The following is a 17102-nucleotide window of genomic DNA, read 5'->3' as shown; positions in this document are numbered from 1 at the left end:
CTGCGTCTAATACGGTGTCCATTCAATTTGTTTCGCACTTTCAAATCTTTTTTCTACATCAGGCCAATTTACAACATTCCACCAGTTTTTAATATATTCATCTTTTCGATTTTGGTATTGTAAATAATACGCATGTTCCCACACGTCTAGCACGAGGAGCGGTATCGTATCCCATTGTGTAAATAATTGATGAAGTGTACTCTGCAAAATTTCTAATCTTCCAGATCGTGGTACCCAAACGAGAAGCGCCCAGCCTGATCCTTCCACTTTAGAAGCTGCTTCTGTGAAATGTTTTTGAAAACGTAAAAAACTCCCAAAATCTTGTTCAATCTGTTGTGACAGAGTCCCTCTTGGACTTCCGCCACCATCTTTTTTCATGTTATTCCAAAATATCGTGTGTAAGTAATGACCTGATCCATGAAAAGCCGCTTCTCTTTCCCAATGCTTAATTAAATCAAATTGATTTGTTTTTCTCGCTTCTTCCATCATTTTCTCTGCCTTATTTAACCCTTCCACGTAACTGCGATGATGTTTATCATGGTGTAACATCATAATTTCTCTAGAAATATACGGTTCTAACGCATTATACGGATAAGGTAATGGTGGAAGTGTATGCCCTCCAATTGGAACAGCTCGTTCACTATCCCCTCTTTCATATAGTTCATATTCCTCTTCTCCTTGCACGAATACTTCCTGCAAATGATGCTGAATATGTTCTACATCATCACTTATTTCATACATAAACTCTGCATCTGTATCATACTCATGCTCTTTCATACGATCTAATAACGTTTGAATTTTATAAGCAAGCATATGGACATCATACACTTCCATTGCACGGCTATCTAATACGTGAAGAACACTTTCACACCAGCTTTCTACTTCATGAAAGTAATCTGTAAATACACCTTGCTGACTCATGTTACACCTCCTTAATGCTATCCCCATAAATATATTCAAAGGAAATCCCTTATATAACTGTACAAAAGGAAAAGAAGCTAAGTCCCCTTAGCTTCGTTTTCGCAATTAATATTTGTGTAACATCTTTGTTTGGTAATCCGTCTCATAATATTCTAGTTCTTCACGCATCAATTGAAATTTCCCTTCTAAACTCTTCATCACTTGCTCTATAGATGCTGGTGGTGTTTGTTGAAAAACGATGGAGTTTTTCCCTGTATAGGCAGACCGACTATTTTCATACCAATGATCACTCTTTGGTGAGAAAAACTCTGCAATTACTTGATGATAAATTTTATATAAAATTTTCTCAGCTGCTGTTTTTCGAAATGGCTGGCTATTTAACAAAACAAAACATGCATCATGTCCTTCTTCACAAAAAACGAGAAGACGTCTTATTGATGCTAATAACCCTTTATAATATTGCTCGTTCCCTGCTGGTTTTTCTTCTAATAAAGAAGGCAACGTATGATAATTTACATAATTGGTTATTAAAGTAATAACATCTTCTAAAAACATAGAAACTTGTTCTGTTTGATTTTCAACCATTAGATTAGACATTTTTTCCCTCTCCTTTGCCATTTCACGCTATTTCTACTCTTTTATTTTTATGTAATTCAGCTAATATTTCTTGTACTTTCACCACTGTTTCCTCATCAAAATATTGTTGGAATGCTTCTATATTATTTAAATATAAACGTTTTTGCATGCGATGCTCATTCTCTTTCAGTAAACAACATATCGCTACAATATCCCGTAAATATATGTCTTGTTCTTCTACTTTACATACTGGATTTCCTTCAAAAGGAGTAATTTCTTGTAAAACTTCTTCAAAATATCGAACGTATAAAACGGAAAAAGTTCTCTCTTTATTATTTAATATATATGTCACTTCAGATCTATTAAAGAAATCTTCTGATGTATTAGGTTTCGCTTTCTCTAACTCATATCCCGCATAACCTATTATAATCATCTACTTCCCCTCTCTTCCTTCTTTCAATTCATTTTAACTTAATTTTCTGACAAACGAAATACTCTTTTAAATATGACCCATATAAAAAATAGCTTCTCTATACAGGAATTTACCTTTTTATTTTTCTTGAAGTTTGTCATAATAATATTATTGTCTCAGTTTTCTTATACAAGGAGAGTTGTATTTATGTCGTTTTCATGGAAACGTTTCTTACAAATCGGGAAAATTATCTTCCCATTTGTTGTATTAACAATTGTATTCTTTCAAGCAAAAAAAGAATTAGCAGGCATTTCTTTTTTAGAAGCAATCAATACAATTAAAAACATTCCAACCGGAGGAGTCTTTTTAGCAATTACACTTGGTGCATTTGCCGTATCAACAATGTTCTTTTATGACTATGTTATGCTTCGTTATTTAAAAGCTGATATACCAGTCCAAAAGATTTTTCGTATCTCATGGATTGCTAATACTTTAAATGGATTTATTGGGTTTGGTGGTCTCGTTGGAGCTGGTGTACGCACAATGCTTTATCGTCCATACATAAAAGAAAATGGCAAACTTATTAAAAGTATCGCCTGGATGACAACTGCTTTTATTAACGGACTCGCAATTCTTTCTTTCCTCGGTCTTATTGGAATATTAGACACAAGTTTTATTTTGCATGAAAAACCGTGGCTATGGCCTGTTCTTATTTTCTTCGCCCTTTTCGTCCCTATATACATTGGCTTTTCTAAACTAAAAAATAGAAAACCAAAGCAAACCGAAGGGCAAGAAGAAGGGGAAGAAGAAAAAAATCCAACTGTTTTATACTCATTAGTTTCATTAGTTGAGTGGGTATCTGCCGGTATTGTTATGTACGTCATACTAATATTATTTGGTATCGATATCGAATTTCAAAAGTTTTTAGGTGTGTATGTAATTGCTGCTTTAGCTGGTGTTGTTAGTCTCGTTCCTGGTGGACTTGGTTCATTTGATCTTGTCTTTTTAACTGGACTCGGACAATACGGCATTGATACAGGCGTATTACTACCTGCTATGTTATTATATCGCCTCGTCTATTACATTTTACCTTTCTGCCTTGGTCTTATTTTTGCAGCTTTTGAAATGACAGGCGTGGCCATTAAAAAGTTTGAAGATAAACCTTTTATTGCGCCTGCATTAGAAACAACTGGTGTTATATGGACTTTGCAGCGTGATTTTCTAGGAAAACTAGGTTCATGGGCCTCTGCTGCTTTAACAGTATTTGCTGGATTAATGGTTATTTTATCGACCATTCTACCGACAAGTATAAACAGAGCACACGCCTTACATATTCTAGCTCCAAAACATCTTATTCAATTTTCTTTTAGCTTATCACTAACATTTGGTATTCTCCTCCTGATCCTTTCGCGAGGGATATATTATGGAACAAAGCGTTCTTACTATATGACGATTATTTCTTTAATCGGAGCAGCCATCTTTAATACGCTAAAAGGGATTGATATTGAAGAGACGTTTATTTTATTAATCGTACTCGCTGTATTATATATGCTTCGTAAAAGATTTGTACGCGAGAAAATGGAAGTCTCACTTTCTGATATGGTAAAAGTTTTTATATTCTTACTCATAACTTTATATTTATATAAAAACTTAGGTATTTTATTTGCAGGTGCAAAAGAAGCTTTTAAACCTGATTTTGTCGTTCGTAATATTACACAAGTGAAACGAAGTGCATTAGCAGCTGCCTTTTTCGTTCCTACATTTTTACTGATTGGCTCACTCATTGCCAATCGTTATCGAAATGAATTTCCCGGGCAACCAGCTAATGATAAAAGGTTGCAAAACTTTTTAGATGAACATGATGGTAATGTACTTAGTCATTTAGGATTTTTAGGAGATAAACAATTTTTCTTCAGTAGTGATGGGAAAGCGCTCCTTCTCTTCTCTATAACTGGAAAACGTCTCGTTGTGCTAGGTGATCCAATTGGGGATCCTTCCTCCTACCGTACTGTGTTACAAGAGTTTTTAGCTGAGGCTGATCGATTTGGATACATTTGTGTATTCTACCAAATAGAAAGTAAATGGATGAGTTTATATCATGATTTTGGTTACAACTTCTTTAAACTTGGTGAAGAAGCTGTCGTTGATTTGAACACATTTACAATAACAGGAAAAAAACGAGCCGGTATGCGAGCGACTTTCAACCGTTTCGAACGAGAAGGCTATACATTCTCTATTCATCAGCCACCATTCTCAAACGAATTATTTGAAGAGTTAAGAAAAGTTTCAGATGCGTGGCTCGGCGGAAAAAAAGAGAAAGGTTTTTCACTCGGATACTTTGATCGTGAATATATTAGCCGAGCACCTATCGCTACATTATGTGATGCTGATGGAAAAATCATTGCATTTACAACCTTTATGCCCGTATATCAAGACGGATCATTGTCTGTTGATTTAATGCGCTATTATCCAGATGCACCTAGCGGCATTATGGATGCAATTTTCATCCACCTATTCCAGTGGGCAAAAGAAAATGAATACCACTCCTTTAATATTGGTATGGCACCACTTTCAAATGTAGGTTTATCGACACAATCTTTTTGGTCCGAACGAGTTGCTGCTGCCATCTTTAATAATGTTCGTTATACGTATAGCTTCAGCGGGCTACGTCATTTTAAAGAAAAATATAAACCAGCATGGAGCGGTAAATATTTAGCATTTAGAAAGAATCATTCTTTACCAATTACAATGCTCTCTGTAACAAAATTAATAGGAAAAAGAAAAAACAGCTAAACATTTAGCTGTTTTTTCTTTTTTGAACTTGTACAATAAATTCTTTTTCATATTTCTTACCATTTATATAGAAATCTCCCCATATTTTATACGTTCCTTCTATAGGAAATGTAATACGGTATTGTAATTGCTCATCTGTATCAACAGGTATTGCGTATAAAAAGTTTTCTCTCGTTTCGTCCACGATATAGAGCGCCTCCACTTCTCCTCTCTCTGAATGTAATTTCAATTTCTCACCCTTTTTCGCTTGGAATTGAAATGTTAACGTCGCTGGTTCATTCGGATGCAATGCACCAAATAATAGAGAAACTTCATACTCCCCTATTTTTTTTGTAAGCACACTATCAATTGGAAATTTTACTTTTTTCTTATTTTTCTCCTCTATTTCTCTCCCAAAATCATTCTTCGCAAATGATTTCACAGACTTGTTTTTGTCTTCATATAAAAATATTGTATACCTTTCATCTTTCGCTATTTTGGAAGATACCTTATATGATCCATTCCCTGCAAATGTAGGTTTCATTTGTTGTACATGTTTTAATTGTCCGTCTACAATAACTGCCCGAATTTGATCATTCACACCACGAACTTCGTTATTTTTATTATTTAGCAATTGAAACAAAATATCTACTTTCTCATTTCCTTTTCCATTTGACACATCCCATTTTACTTCCTGAACATCACCTACAGTCTCTGTAGTTTCCTGATACTTTTTTATGTAAAATCCGCCTACTACAATAAATAGCAAAGCAACAAGTCCAATGACAAGATTTTTCAAAACATCACCTACCATTTTTATTGTCTCTGTTCATACAAAACTTCTTACATATATATTCTAGATTATGATTTATGAAATCCTCCTACTTTGCACATATTACAAATAATTAAAAGATTTTAATTGAAAGGATTGATAGTGTATAATGCAAATGATATTGATTTCTATCAATACATTATAAGGAGGACTTTTCATGAGTGTACATATTGAAGCAAAACAAGGCGAAATTGCTGAATCTATTCTATTACCTGGTGATCCATTACGTGCAAAATATATTGCTGAAACATTTCTAGAGGACGTTACTTGCTATAATAACGTGCGTGGTATGTTAGGTTTCACTGGAACTTATAAAGGAAAACGCGTATCTGTTCAAGGTACAGGTATGGGTGTACCTTCTATTTCTATTTATGTAAACGAATTAATCCAAAGCTACGGAGTTAAAAATTTAATTCGCGTTGGAACTTGCGGTGCGATTCAAAAAGACGTAAAAGTACGTGACGTTATTATTGCAATGACAGCTTGTACAGATTCTAATATGAACCGTTTAACATTCCCAGGTTTTGATTTTGCACCAGCTGCAAACTTTGACCTTTTAAAGAAAGCTTACGATGCTGGAACTGAAAAAGGCTTACACGTTCGTGTTGGTAATGTTTTAACAGCAGATGTATTTTACCGCGAAAGCATGGACATGGTTAAAAAACTTGGAGATTATGGTGTACTAGCAGTAGAAATGGAAACAACTGCTCTTTATACATTAGCAGCGAAATACGGTGTAAATGCGTTATCTGTATTAACAGTAAGCGATCACATTTTCACTGGTGAAGAAACAACATCTGAAGAGCGTCAAACTACATTTAACGAAATGATTGAAATCGCTTTAGATGCAGCAATTCAACAATAATACATTAAAGAACTCGTCATACGTCTGTCGAGTTCTTTTTATGTGACTTTTTACTAAAAACTACTTTCGGAAGAGACAGATTTTCTCCTCTACTTTTTTGTAACGTTTGTTATAATAAAGAAATCATTTACAGTATTTCTCACAAGAGGTGACGCAGTGAAAAACAGAAGTATCGTCTTTAAACTATTTTTATTAACATCAACATTATTTACAATCATATTCCTCCTTTTTTTCTTAGGACAATCTCTATTTTTAGAGAAATTTTACATTAATAAAAAAGTAAAAACAGTTCAAACTGCTTTTGAGAAGTTCGTAAATACTTACGAAGAAAGTGGTAAAACTTATGAGGAAATTCGAAAACTAAAACAAGAATTTCATGATAAAACAAATGCTGAAATGCAGTTTTTAAATACGAACGGCATTATTAAAAGTGACAATAATTTCTACATTGATGTAATTAATCCTAAAAATAATAAAGCATATTCCATTCCACTCAATAATGTTTTAACGCCAGAAGAATATAATAAATTCGAAAACTTAGGATTGAAAAAAGATGGGATGATAAACGTCGTCGGTTTTGTACAAGATTCCACCATAACACCACTAGAATTGACAACAAACTATAATCGATGGCAAAACGAAAATGTCAACTCAGATTTTCAATCCATTAATGGAAACCCTGCTAAAAATAGAATTACAAGCCGATCCAAAACTGTGACTCAAATTGAGTTTACTGGTATCGTATCTAAGTTACAGCTTCCATCCAAAGCGGATGTTCGTCTTGCAAATGATTTTGAAACATTACAAGCCGTTCAATATTTTGCAGAGATTATTAGAAATGGCACTGCTAACTCACACCAATTAAACACTTATATAATAGATGGTGGAGAGAATATAAAAAATAGTATCTTTGTAAAACCTATTGTGGAAAATGGAAAAATTACAGAGTACGCTTTTGCGATAGCATCTTTACAACCTGTTAATGAAGCGATGCTCGTTTTAAAGGATTATTATGTCTATGCCTTAATCATCGTATTTCTCGTAATTATTTTATTATCCTTCTACTACTCAAAAATCATTGTGAAACCATTAATTAAAATGAATCGCGTTACAAAAAAAATGGCCAATTTTGATTTTAGTGAAAAATTACCTGTGACAGCAGACGATGAAATTGGCGGGCTTTCCGGTAGTATTAATACGTTATCTGTAAACTTAAAAGACCGAATCGATCGATTAAATGTTGCCAATACAAAATTACAACAAGATATTGAACGTGAACGTCAATTAGAGAAAACGCGAAAAGAATTCATTTCTGGTGTATCACACGAATTAAAAACACCACTTAGTGTAATTAGAAGTTTCGCAGAAGGAATTAAAGATGGCGTTAGTAAAGATACGACGTATTACACAGATGTTATTTTAGAAGAAACAGAAAACATGAACAGACTTATTGTTGAAATGTTAGAATTAGCAAAACTAGAATCTGGTACGTACAAACTAGATATGACGACATTCTCAATCGGTGAATTAATTCAACAAGTCTATACAAAGTTATTATTTAGCATGGAGGAAAAGCATTTACAAGTGAACGTAGATGTAGACTCTTCTATATTCGTTAAAGCGAATCGTAGTCGTATTGAGCAAGTCGTTGTGAATTTACTTAGCAATGCAATTCGCTATACGCCAGATGGAGAAAAAATACACGTCTCCGTTATAGAACTGGAAGATATAGTAAAAGTCGAAATCGAAAACACAGGAAACCCTATCCCTGAAGAAAGTCTTGAAAAAATTTGGGATCGTTTCTACCGTTTAGATGCATCTCGTAGCCGTCATACTGGAGGTACCGGTCTCGGGTTATCTATTGTAAAAAACATTTTAGACCTCCACCATGCCGAGTACGGTGTATATAACACGACTAATAGTGTTGTATTCTACTTTAATTTACAAAAAGTAAAAGAAGTCAAATAATTTGTCTTAATTTCACTAGGAGTTCACATGAAATTCACACTCTCCCTTTATAGTAGGAAACAAGTTAATCCTTTCCTTTACACACATAAAAGAGGAGAGTGCGTGAAATGAAACAAGCAGGACAACCTATTCAAAATGAAAAACAATTAGAAACTATCAAAAATATACTTTTACAATCTTCGAAACGTGATGGCTTATTATTCGTATTAGCTGTAAATTCTGGCTTAAAAGTAAGTGAAATCTTACAATTAAAAGTTAGTGATGTAATCGATGAACATGAAAATGTTCGCCATTCCATTTTATTTTACAATGAAAAAGTAAAGAAACATAAATGGTTTGCTGTAAATGAAGACTTGCAGCACGCGATCGAAGACTACATGAAAGAACGTAAAACTTGGAAACGTAATGAACCATTATTAAAGTCTCAAAAAGGAACGAAATCTATTACGAGACAACATGCATGGTACATTTTAAACAAAGCTGCAAAAGAAGTTGGATTAGAAGGGATTAGCTCACATACACTTCGAAAAACTTGGGGATATTGTGCATACAAATCAGGTGTTGATATCGCATTTTTACAACACTTCTTTGATCATAGTACTCCATCAAAAACTTTAAAGTATATCGGTATTGCTTAATAACTCTTATACATAAAAAAGGTTACCATTTATAAATGGTAACCTTTTTTATGTTTCACATTCTCTTTTCTTGTCTCTCCTATATTGTAGTGGTACTCTAATAGTAAGGGGGAGAAATTATGAACACATTAACAATTGAATTACCGAAAGAAACGGCTGAAAAACTTGATTTATTAAAACAAGCTTATGAAAAGAAAACAGGTGCTTCCATTTCTGAAAGTACTCTTGTTCAAACACTTATCTCAAAAGAGTTTATCCAAGCGATAACTCCTTTTGATTTACAACAATTCGTCACTGGAAAAGAACAGCATTAATTGCTGTTCTTTTTTTTTGATACTTTATTAGGAGTTTACTAGCATTCTCCCCCGAAAAACTTCTTTGCTTCAGCCAAACCTTTTATCAGGAATCTTCCTACCCGGTAATGTCTCATAAAAAGTTTTTTATTTATTTTTCGGAAAACTATTGACAATGATAATGATAACCATTATCATTTATTACGAAGCCAACAATTGATGAATCAACCAAACGCTCAGTAACATTGTTACCCCTCTTTTTCATATAGAAAGGCACTGTACATTCCCCCTGTTTGTACAGTGCCTTTCTTGTTTATTATCATTCAAACAAATTTAATTGCTCAGGCTTCGGCTCACCATATGTAATGTTCATCATTTTCATAAGCTGTTTCGCATTATCCGCTGCATCTCCGCCCGAATTATTGTTAAATAGTACATATATGTCCTTTGTCTTCTTTTTTAATTGCTCTAGTCTTTCTACCCATTCTTCTAATTCTTTATTGTTGTAGCGATATAAGCAACGAACCGCTCTCCAATTTTCCCCTTTATCAAGCCACCCATGAACATTCCTGCCATGAAAACGTATTAACACCATCTCTGCATTCGTTACTTCTAATACGAGCGGTACCGAACCTATCCCAGCCTGCGGCTCATCACAAATGGTATGAATCCATTTCTCATGTTCTAGAAACTGTATCGTCTTATCTTTCATTTCGGGATAAAACCATGTTTGATTTCGAAATTCTATGGCACACGGTAAACCTTCCATTTTTTCTTTCGTATATCGAAGAAAATCCACATTTTTCTTTTTACAATCAAACCATGGTGGATATTGAAATAAAATCATTTTTAATTTATCAGCTTCTATTAAAGGCAGAATAGATTGTTTGTACACATCAAACATCTCATCAAACGTAGAAAAAGGGATTTCACCTTTCATATGTCCTGTCATTCCTTGATATGCTTTTACTATAAAAGCAAAATCTTTCGGTGTTTCCATTGCCCATTTTGTATAGTTTCGTGCAGGTTGCATCGCATAAAATGAACTATCCACTTCCACTATAGGAAAATACTCACTATATGTTCGTAATTTATTTCTATTTTCATAGGGATCTATATATAAAGAATCATGATCTCCCCACCCTGTCACTCCAATGAAAAGCAAATATATCCCTCCCTTTTTAACTTCACCTTCTATTCATTCTACTCACTTCCCGAACACTTCAGCTAATCAATTTTATTAAGTAGCCCCTTCTTTAAGAGTATCCGTATAAAAATATGATATACTAGATGGAAGAATTTTTAAATTGAGGGGTTATTTATTTATGCTTCCAAACGATGATATTGTATCTCATGAAAAACGAATAGAAGAATTAGAAAATAAAGTACGTTTTTATGAAGAACTTGTGAATCAATTACCACATCATTTCACATACAAAAATCCACATATTGGTTTACAAATAAAGAAAACGAGAACGACTCATTCCATTCAAAACATAAAAAAAGAGAATAAAGAGGCTGATTTTCAACTTACTTGCGATTCATTATTTTTATTTGAGCAACTTGAAACATACTTCATTCATATTTTTGATGCTTTTTCACATCATGTAACCTTTGTTGATGCTAAAGGAAATATCACTTTATGTAACCAAGCTGCAGCAGATGATTTTGGTGTAGTACGAAATGATATAATCGGAAAGCCAATTCAACAATTACTACAATTGCCAGAAGAAAAAATTAAAGCTCTTGAAACATTAAGAACGGGAACAGAAATATATAATGAAGAAGTTTTAGACAAAAACTATGGCATTTTAAATAACCGAATTATTCGTGATTATAACGGAGAGATTTTTAGAGTTATTAGTGTCTTTCATTATTTAAACACAGAACGTGATGCAGAGAAATTTTCTTTAGCAGGGCGAATTGCAGCTGGGATTGCACATGAAGTACGTAATCCTCTTACAACCGTACGAGGTTATTTACAATTTTTACAAGAAACTGTTTCTCCATCTAATAAAGAATTATTTGAAAACTTACTTATTCCTGAATTAGACCGCGCAAATAGTATTATTACAAAATTTTTAGCTATTTCAAAAACACGCGAATTTACAAGAGAACCGTTTCCTATTAATACATTTTTACGTGAGTATATTCAACAGTTACTAGCTAGTGAAGTCTTTTTACATAATATTTCAATTGATTATAATTTTTCTACCGAATTAGATGATGTATTAGTCCATATTGATCGTCATGAACTTGTACAAGTTTTTTTAAACCTATTTCAGAATGCTGTCGATGCTCAAGGTGAAAAAAAACTTTCTATCCAAATTACTAGTTATCGCCTAGATAATTTTGTTCGTATTACTTTCACTGATAATGGAATTGGTATTCCAACAGCCATTCAAGAGTATATCTTTGATCCATTCTTCTCAACAAAAGATTCGGGCACAGGACTGGGCTTGTCAGTAACGAAGAAAATTATTCAAAATCATAACGGTACATTAAAAATGACCAGTAATCAAGATGGTACAACTTTCACTATTTCAATTCCAATTTTACCTAAAACAACCCTTGAAAGATTAAATGACTACAAATGAGGTACTCCTCCACAAACTGCATGCCAATTGTTAAATACCTACAACAATTAGCATGCAGTTTTTTATGCTGAATTTTTCGTCTTTACATTATATAAACCTTCTCTTTATCTTACTTATTTTTGCTAAGAGGGCCAATTTCTTATTTTTTTTAGAAATGGTAGTTTGTTCATCACGAATTTAGTATAAATTTTATTTTAATATATAGTAACGACTATTGATTCTATGAAAGAAAGGAATGAAAAGATGAACAATAAAAATAAAGGAAAAGTATTTTATGGTAATGATTGTTGCGAAGTCAGAGCTTGTAGTTATATTAACATCTCTAAGTCCGAACTTACAGAATTCGTTAGACTTCTTCAAGCTCTTGGCCAAGCTATTCAAGCTGTCTTTCAAAACCCTTCTCAAAATAATATCGATAACTTGATTGCTGCCCTAAATAACCTACAAAAATTCCTCAATTGCTTAGATTTATCTCCAGCACAAAAACAAATTGGAAATTCTATTATCGCTAATCTATTAACTATTTTAAAAACAAAACCTTTCTCATGCGGAGCATTGTACGTTGAGCTACAAAGCTTGCTTAATTATTTATTGTATATCGCTAAGTTATTCAAAGTAGATTGCTGCACTATCGACAAACTAGTTAAACTCATAACAGAGATCCAAACTATCCTAGTTCAATACGGGTCAGGTTGCCTTGGAGGAGGAGCAACAGGTGCTACTGGGGCTACTGGACCTCAAGGTGCTACTGGACCTCAAGGACCTCAAGGTGCTCAGGGACCAGCGGGTGCTCAAGGTGCTACTGGTGCCCAAGGACCAGCTGGTGCTCAAGGTGCTACTGGCGCAACAGGTGCTACTGGACCTCAAGGACCAGCTGGCGCAACAGGTGCTACTGGTGCTCAAGGACCGGCTGGCGCAACAGGTGCTACTGGACCTCAAGGACCAGCTGGCGCAACAGGTGCTACTGGTGCTCAAGGACCGGCTGGCGCTCAAGGACCAGCTGGCGCAACAGGTGCTACTGGCGCTCAAGGACCAGCTGGCGCAACAGGTGCTACTGGTGCTCAAGGTGCTACTGGCGCAACAGGAGCAGCGGGTACTCCAATTCCTGTAACTACAGCTGTCTTAGGTAACACAAATGCGCAAACAGTATCACCAGGAAGCAATATACAATTCAATGAAACATTCGAATTAACAAACATCTCCTTTAACGGCTCTGATACTCTAACTGTTTTAGAAACTGGTGTATACGATATTAACTTCTCCGCGTCTACAACCTTCCCAGGCTCTTCACCATTTGGTTTCGGTCTTTCATTTAACGGCCAACCACCTACTCGTAATTTCTCAACTAACGTTATCGGTAGTGCGGTTTCTTTCTCAACGATTATTACTTTAACAGCTGGCACAACAATCTCTGTACAACCTACAGCAAACACTATCTCTATTCCAAACACAGGTGAAACCACTGCAGTACTAACTGTCTTCCGAATTTACTAATTTTTGCCGAATAATCATATTTATAGTGATATGTTTAATTGACTGTGTATTAAATCTCTCTTTATATAGAAAGGAGCACTTATTTGGGAGGATAAGTGCTCCTTCTTTACGTTTCTTTACCTCAAATTTACTCTATCTTAATCCTCATTTTGTATGATAAATAGTGAAGTCAAAGATATGAAAGAGGGATGAAAATGAGAGTTATGTCACTAATACGCATTTGGGTTGCTCTTATGGTATGCATTATTTTATGTGTAGGATTTTTTTTAACTCTAAAATATTCCACTATATCAAAAGCAGAGAGAAAAACTGTTCCATACAAACTTTTGTATACAAAACAAAGCAACATCCCTTATTCCAATGCCTCAAATAATGAAAAAAAAGTTATAAAAGGAATGCTTATTACGAAAGCTTCTAGTTCCGAAGCGTTACTTCAAATTGCTGAAACGATTAAAGTTCAGTATACAAATAAAGAAATTGATGAAATCATGCTTTCTATCCATAATGAAAATAATGGTGTTTACGAAGAAGAATTACCTTACGAACCTATTAGTAAAGGAAAAATAATCATCACATACGATTCTCAATCCTTTGGCAGTACAAATGTTACACTTAACGAGTAATACTATTTATCCCAATTGATATGGGCTAACAACTCGTAAGGATAGATACAGCTCTTCCCAACGATTAAAAGTTCACTTAATTTCTCATACGAAAAAGAGGCGAATTTCGTTATTCGCCTCTTTCTTTTACCAAAGTGAAGGAATCCATTCTTTTACTTTGTCGAGCCACTCTTGTTGCTCTTTTTTTCTTTGCTGTTCCTCTTCTTTCCTTTTCTTCTCTTCTTCTTTTCTTCGTTTTTCCTCTTCTATTGTATTCAATTGTTTTTTATAATCAGCCTCAGATATGAGCGATAACTGGAATGCTTTTTGAGCTGGATTGGCATTCGCTTTTTTCATAATATCCCGGAACATTGTCGTCGTAATTTGACTCCCCCCTGGAACATAATGATCGCTATCTGTTTTATCAAATCCTACCCAAATCGCACCTACTAAATCTGGTGTGTATCCAACAAACCATGAATCCTTTGCACCGGTGCTTGGTCCGTTTACAATTTGAGTAGTTCCTGTCTTACCGGCCGTATCAACATTATTAACTTTCGCCTTTTCGCCCGTTCCCTTTTCGACAACACCTTTTAATAAATATGTCATCTTTTGAGCAATTTTCTCGCTCGTCACTCGTGTCTCTTTCTTATACCACTTTCCAATTGTTTCACCTTCAGCATTTTGTATCTCTCTAATCGCATGAGCTTCCACTTGGACACCGTCATTTGCAAATGTACTGTATGCTTGAGCCATTACAAATGGAGAGGTCCCAACATGCATCCCGCCTAAAGCAATTGGATACGTACGATCTTCTGGCACTAATGGAATACCAAATCGCTCTAAAGATTTCAATCCTTTATCCAATCCAATTTGTTCCAATAGCCAAACAGCCGAAACATTGTACGACTTTGCCACGGCTTCATACATTGTCACATCACCGTGAAAAGTGTGATCACTATTTTGCGGTTTATATTCTTTAATATTAAATGGTTCATCTTTTAATATATCGTATACTTCATACCCTTGCTCTAAAGCTGGTACATATACAGCCAAAGGCTTTAACGTTGAGCCAGGTTGTCTTTTTAATTGGGTTGCATGGTTAAACTGTAAAAACTGATACGGTCCTCTACCTCCAACTAAAGCTGGTACACCACCTGTTTTTGGATTCATAAGAACTACACCCGTTTGCATAAGCTGGTCTGAGCCATTATCTTTGAAATAACTCTCATTATTCACAACGTCTTCTACAGCCTGTTGTTTTTTCGGATCAAGCTCTGTGTAAATACGATAACCACCTGCTAAAATTTCATTTTGTGTTAATTCGTACTTGTCCATAGCTTCCCTAACAATATAATCTACATATTGAGAGTATTTCCCCTTGTATTTATCATCCACACCACGTTTTAACACAAGACCGCTCTCTTTTTCTTTATTATACTGTTCGTCAGAAATATATCCTTGCTCTTTCATTAAACTTAATACAACATTACGTCGTTCGATTGACTTATTAAAGTTTTTATATGGTGAATATGCAGACGGTGCTTTAATCAAGCCAGCAATCGTTGCAGCCTCTGAAACCGTTAAATCTTTTACATCTTTATCAAAATAAGATTTAGCTGCCCTTTTTATACCCCAAGCACCTTCGCCAAAATAAATTTGGTTCATATACATTTCAATAATTTCATCTTTCGTATACGTACGCTCTATTTTTTTTGTTAAAAAATATTCCTTTATTTTTCGAGAGTATGTGCGGTCTTGTGTCAGAAATACATTTTTCGCAAGTTGTTGTGTAATTGTACTTCCCCCTGCTACAACTTCTCCTGCTGTAATATTTTTAAAAACTGCACTTATAATACCACTATAGTAAATACCGTGATGGTTAAAAAACTCCTTATCTTCTACTGCAACAATTGCCTGAACCATAATGTCAGGAATATCTTTCCTTTTAACACCTTCTGTTTTAGAAGAAGCTAATTTAGTCGCAACTTCATTATTTGCATCATAAATTAAGGTCGGTTGCGGAACAGCTTGTTTTAATTCAGATATGTCTTGAATGGAAATTATTATATTTATAGCAACAAATAGAGTAGCGAGTAAACTCCCTAATACAATTAATGAATTACGAAGTTTCGTCCTCTTGTTGAACCACTCCTGCATTTTTTTTAAGTGAGTGTTCTTCAATTTCATTCGTTCACTTCCTTCGTTTGTTTACACTCTTCTTTTCAAAAGGAAGAATATACCTCCTTTTAAATTTATTATAATAACGTAGTCGTTCCTATAGTGTAAAGCTTTTCTTTCACATTCATACTTTTTGCAAGAAAAGGACATTCTACAAGTAAGATATTCACTATTGATTATTAATATTATTAATACAACAATGAGAGTTATGTTAAGTTTTTGTAAACTTTTCGATAAAATGTTTTAAAAAACGACAGTTTTTTGTTAGAATTGATTAGCCAATATATTTTACATATATTACTTTTGTGGGGGTAACTAATAATGGTATTTAAATCAAAAAAAGATAAATTTTCTGAAATGTTAATGAATGTTTCAGAAAATTTAAAAGAAGGCGCGCAGTTTTTCGTGGAGTATAAAATTAAAAATGCTAGCGATTTAAAAGAGTTTTCTATGCGCATGAAAGAGTATGAGTCAAAAGGTGACTCATTTATTCACGAAATCATTATGGAGCTAAACAAAGCGTTTATTACTCCAATTGAACGTGAGGACATCCTACAACTTGCAATGAGTATGGATGATGTATTAGACGGATTAGATCATAGTGCTGGTCTATTCGAAATGTATTCTATTACAGAAGCTGATGAATACATGATTAAATTCGTTGAAGCAATTAATCAATGTGCGATTGAGATTGCAAATTCTGTTGAACTACTGTCTAAAAAGAAGTTAGTCGACATTCGTACGAACGCGATTAAGATTAAGGATTACGAATCACAATGTGATGATATTCGCCGTCATGCAATTAAGCACTTATTCTCTCGTGAGAAAGATCCGATTAAGATTATTCAATACAAAGAGATTTACGAAGAGCTTGAAGAAGTAGCGGATAGCTGCCAAAGCGTTGCAAACGTATTAGAAACAATTATTATGAAGAACGCGTAAGGAGTTTGA

15 protein-coding genes are annotated in these 17102 nt (G+C 34.3%); 9 read left to right on the top strand and 6 right to left on the bottom strand.

Going from position 1 to position 17102, the window contains the following annotated elements; all coding sequences use genetic code 11:
• Window positions 1-6 precede the first annotated feature (6 nt).
• From DM800_RS17090 to DM800_RS17080, 3 genes are all read right to left on the bottom strand, one after another.
• Window positions 7-921, bottom strand: a complete 915-nt coding sequence (locus DM800_RS17090) for a superoxide dismutase (RefSeq protein ID WP_147787245.1) — start codon at window positions 919-921, stop codon at window positions 7-9.
• Window positions 922-1026: 105 nt separating this feature from the next.
• On the bottom strand, window positions 1027-1518 hold the full coding sequence (locus tag DM800_RS17085) for a YpuI family protein (RefSeq protein ID WP_000067570.1): 492 nt from the start codon (window positions 1516-1518) through the stop codon (window positions 1027-1029).
• 22 nt (window positions 1519-1540) lie between these two features.
• Window positions 1541-1930 carry a hypothetical protein gene (locus tag DM800_RS17080; RefSeq protein ID WP_000583791.1) on the bottom strand — a complete coding sequence of 130 codons (390 nt, stop codon included), beginning with the start codon at window positions 1928-1930 and terminating at the stop codon, window positions 1541-1543.
• Between the two features lie 186 nt (window positions 1931-2116).
• On the opposite strand from DM800_RS17080, the gene mprF reads away from it, so the two are divergent.
• Window positions 2117-4702 (top strand): bifunctional lysylphosphatidylglycerol flippase/synthetase MprF, encoded by a 2586-nt coding sequence (mprF, locus tag DM800_RS17075; protein ID WP_048541887.1) that lies wholly within the window; start codon window positions 2117-2119, stop codon window positions 4700-4702.
• 4 nt (window positions 4703-4706) lie between these two features.
• Here mprF and DM800_RS17070 read toward each other — a convergent pair whose 3' ends face one another.
• Entirely contained in the window at window positions 4707-5495 is a 789-nt protein-coding gene (locus tag DM800_RS17070; RefSeq protein ID WP_137035154.1) for a hypothetical protein, read from the bottom strand.
• 175 nt (window positions 5496-5670) lie between these two features.
• Between DM800_RS17070 and deoD the strand changes: the two genes are divergently transcribed.
• The 4 genes from deoD to DM800_RS17050 all read left to right on the top strand — a co-directional run bounded on the left by deoD (window position 5671) and on the right by DM800_RS17050 (window position 9298).
• Window positions 5671-6378 (top strand): purine-nucleoside phosphorylase, encoded by a 708-nt coding sequence (gene deoD, locus DM800_RS17065; RefSeq protein WP_000110707.1) that lies wholly within the window; start codon window positions 5671-5673, stop codon window positions 6376-6378.
• A 156-nt stretch (window positions 6379-6534) separates the two neighbouring features.
• Window positions 6535-8346: a sensor histidine kinase gene (locus DM800_RS17060; RefSeq protein ID WP_147787244.1), complete on the top strand. Its 1812-nt coding sequence runs from the start codon at window positions 6535-6537 to the stop codon at window positions 8344-8346.
• 107 nt (window positions 8347-8453) lie between these two features.
• A complete protein-coding gene (locus DM800_RS17055; RefSeq protein ID WP_000806231.1) occupies window positions 8454-8984 on the top strand; it encodes a tyrosine-type recombinase/integrase in 531 nt (176 codons plus the stop codon).
• Between the two features lie 119 nt (window positions 8985-9103).
• Window positions 9104-9298, top strand: coding sequence for a DUF3924 domain-containing protein (locus tag DM800_RS17050; RefSeq protein ID WP_001094861.1), 195 nt, complete (start codon window positions 9104-9106; stop codon window positions 9296-9298).
• Between the two features lie 298 nt (window positions 9299-9596).
• Here DM800_RS17050 and DM800_RS17045 read toward each other — a convergent pair whose 3' ends face one another.
• Window positions 9597-10442 carry a DUF72 domain-containing protein gene (locus DM800_RS17045; protein WP_000897337.1) on the bottom strand — a complete coding sequence of 282 codons (846 nt, stop codon included), beginning with the start codon at window positions 10440-10442 and terminating at the stop codon, window positions 9597-9599.
• 160 nt (window positions 10443-10602) lie between these two features.
• On the opposite strand from DM800_RS17045, the gene DM800_RS17040 reads away from it, so the two are divergent.
• From DM800_RS17040 to DM800_RS17025, 3 genes are all read left to right on the top strand, one after another.
• Window positions 10603-11874: an ATP-binding protein gene (locus DM800_RS17040; protein ID WP_000937261.1), complete on the top strand. Its 1272-nt coding sequence runs from the start codon at window positions 10603-10605 to the stop codon at window positions 11872-11874.
• Between the two features lie 243 nt (window positions 11875-12117).
• A complete protein-coding gene (locus tag DM800_RS17035; RefSeq protein ID WP_179955685.1) occupies window positions 12118-13368 on the top strand; it encodes a Gly-Xaa-Xaa repeat protein in 1251 nt (416 codons plus the stop codon).
• Window positions 13369-13562: 194 nt separating this feature from the next.
• Complete coding sequence (locus tag DM800_RS17025) at window positions 13563-13991, top strand: hypothetical protein (protein WP_097815729.1); 429 nt, start codon at window positions 13563-13565, stop codon at window positions 13989-13991.
• A gap of 126 nt (window positions 13992-14117) precedes the next feature.
• Here the strand turns inward: DM800_RS17025 and DM800_RS17020 are convergent, their stop codons facing one another.
• Window positions 14118-16160, bottom strand: coding sequence for a transglycosylase domain-containing protein (locus DM800_RS17020; protein WP_147787243.1), 2043 nt, complete (start codon window positions 16158-16160; stop codon window positions 14118-14120).
• 312 nt (window positions 16161-16472) lie between these two features.
• Here DM800_RS17020 and DM800_RS17015 point away from each other — a divergent pair, with 312 nt between their 5' ends.
• Window positions 16473-17093, top strand: coding sequence for a DUF47 domain-containing protein (locus DM800_RS17015; RefSeq protein ID WP_000231446.1), 621 nt, complete (start codon window positions 16473-16475; stop codon window positions 17091-17093).
• The last annotated feature ends 9 nt before the right edge of the window (window positions 17094-17102 follow it).

The organism is Bacillus sp. AY18-3 (assembly GCF_008042305.1).
Classification (GTDB): domain Bacteria; phylum Bacillota; class Bacilli; order Bacillales; family Bacillaceae_G; genus Bacillus_A; species Bacillus_A wiedmannii.
This window is presented reverse-complemented; position numbering and strand designations above follow the sequence as displayed.

What these genes read in the sequence shown, in the direction of transcription:
- DM800_RS17070 (WP_137035154.1), bottom strand. Translation starts at nt 5,495, where the DNA reads ATGGTAGGTGATGTTTTGAAAAATCTTGTCATTGGACTTGTTGCTTTG.
- DM800_RS17015 (WP_000231446.1), top strand. Translation starts at nt 16,473, where the DNA reads ATGGTATTTAAATCAAAAAAAGATAAATTTTCTGAAATGTTAATGAAT.
- DM800_RS17090 (WP_147787245.1), bottom strand. Translation starts at nt 921, where the DNA reads ATGAGTCAGCAAGGTGTATTTACAGATTACTTTCATGAAGTAGAAAGC.
- DM800_RS17085 (WP_000067570.1), bottom strand. Translation starts at nt 1,518, where the DNA reads ATGTCTAATCTAATGGTTGAAAATCAAACAGAACAAGTTTCTATGTTT.
- DM800_RS17050 (WP_001094861.1), top strand. Translation starts at nt 9,104, where the DNA reads ATGAACACATTAACAATTGAATTACCGAAAGAAACGGCTGAAAAACTT.
- mprF (WP_048541887.1), top strand. Translation starts at nt 2,117, where the DNA reads ATGTCGTTTTCATGGAAACGTTTCTTACAAATCGGGAAAATTATCTTC.
- DM800_RS17040 (WP_000937261.1), top strand. Translation starts at nt 10,603, where the DNA reads ATGCTTCCAAACGATGATATTGTATCTCATGAAAAACGAATAGAAGAA.
- DM800_RS17020 (WP_147787243.1), bottom strand. Translation starts at nt 16,160, where the DNA reads ATGAAATTGAAGAACACTCACTTAAAAAAAATGCAGGAGTGGTTCAAC.
- DM800_RS17025 (WP_097815729.1), top strand. Translation starts at nt 13,563, where the DNA reads ATGAGAGTTATGTCACTAATACGCATTTGGGTTGCTCTTATGGTATGC.
- DM800_RS17080 (WP_000583791.1), bottom strand. Translation starts at nt 1,930, where the DNA reads ATGATTATAATAGGTTATGCGGGATATGAGTTAGAGAAAGCGAAACCT.
- DM800_RS17035 (WP_179955685.1), top strand. Translation starts at nt 12,118, where the DNA reads ATGAACAATAAAAATAAAGGAAAAGTATTTTATGGTAATGATTGTTGC.
- DM800_RS17055 (WP_000806231.1), top strand. Translation starts at nt 8,454, where the DNA reads ATGAAACAAGCAGGACAACCTATTCAAAATGAAAAACAATTAGAAACT.
- deoD (WP_000110707.1), top strand. Translation starts at nt 5,671, where the DNA reads ATGAGTGTACATATTGAAGCAAAACAAGGCGAAATTGCTGAATCTATT.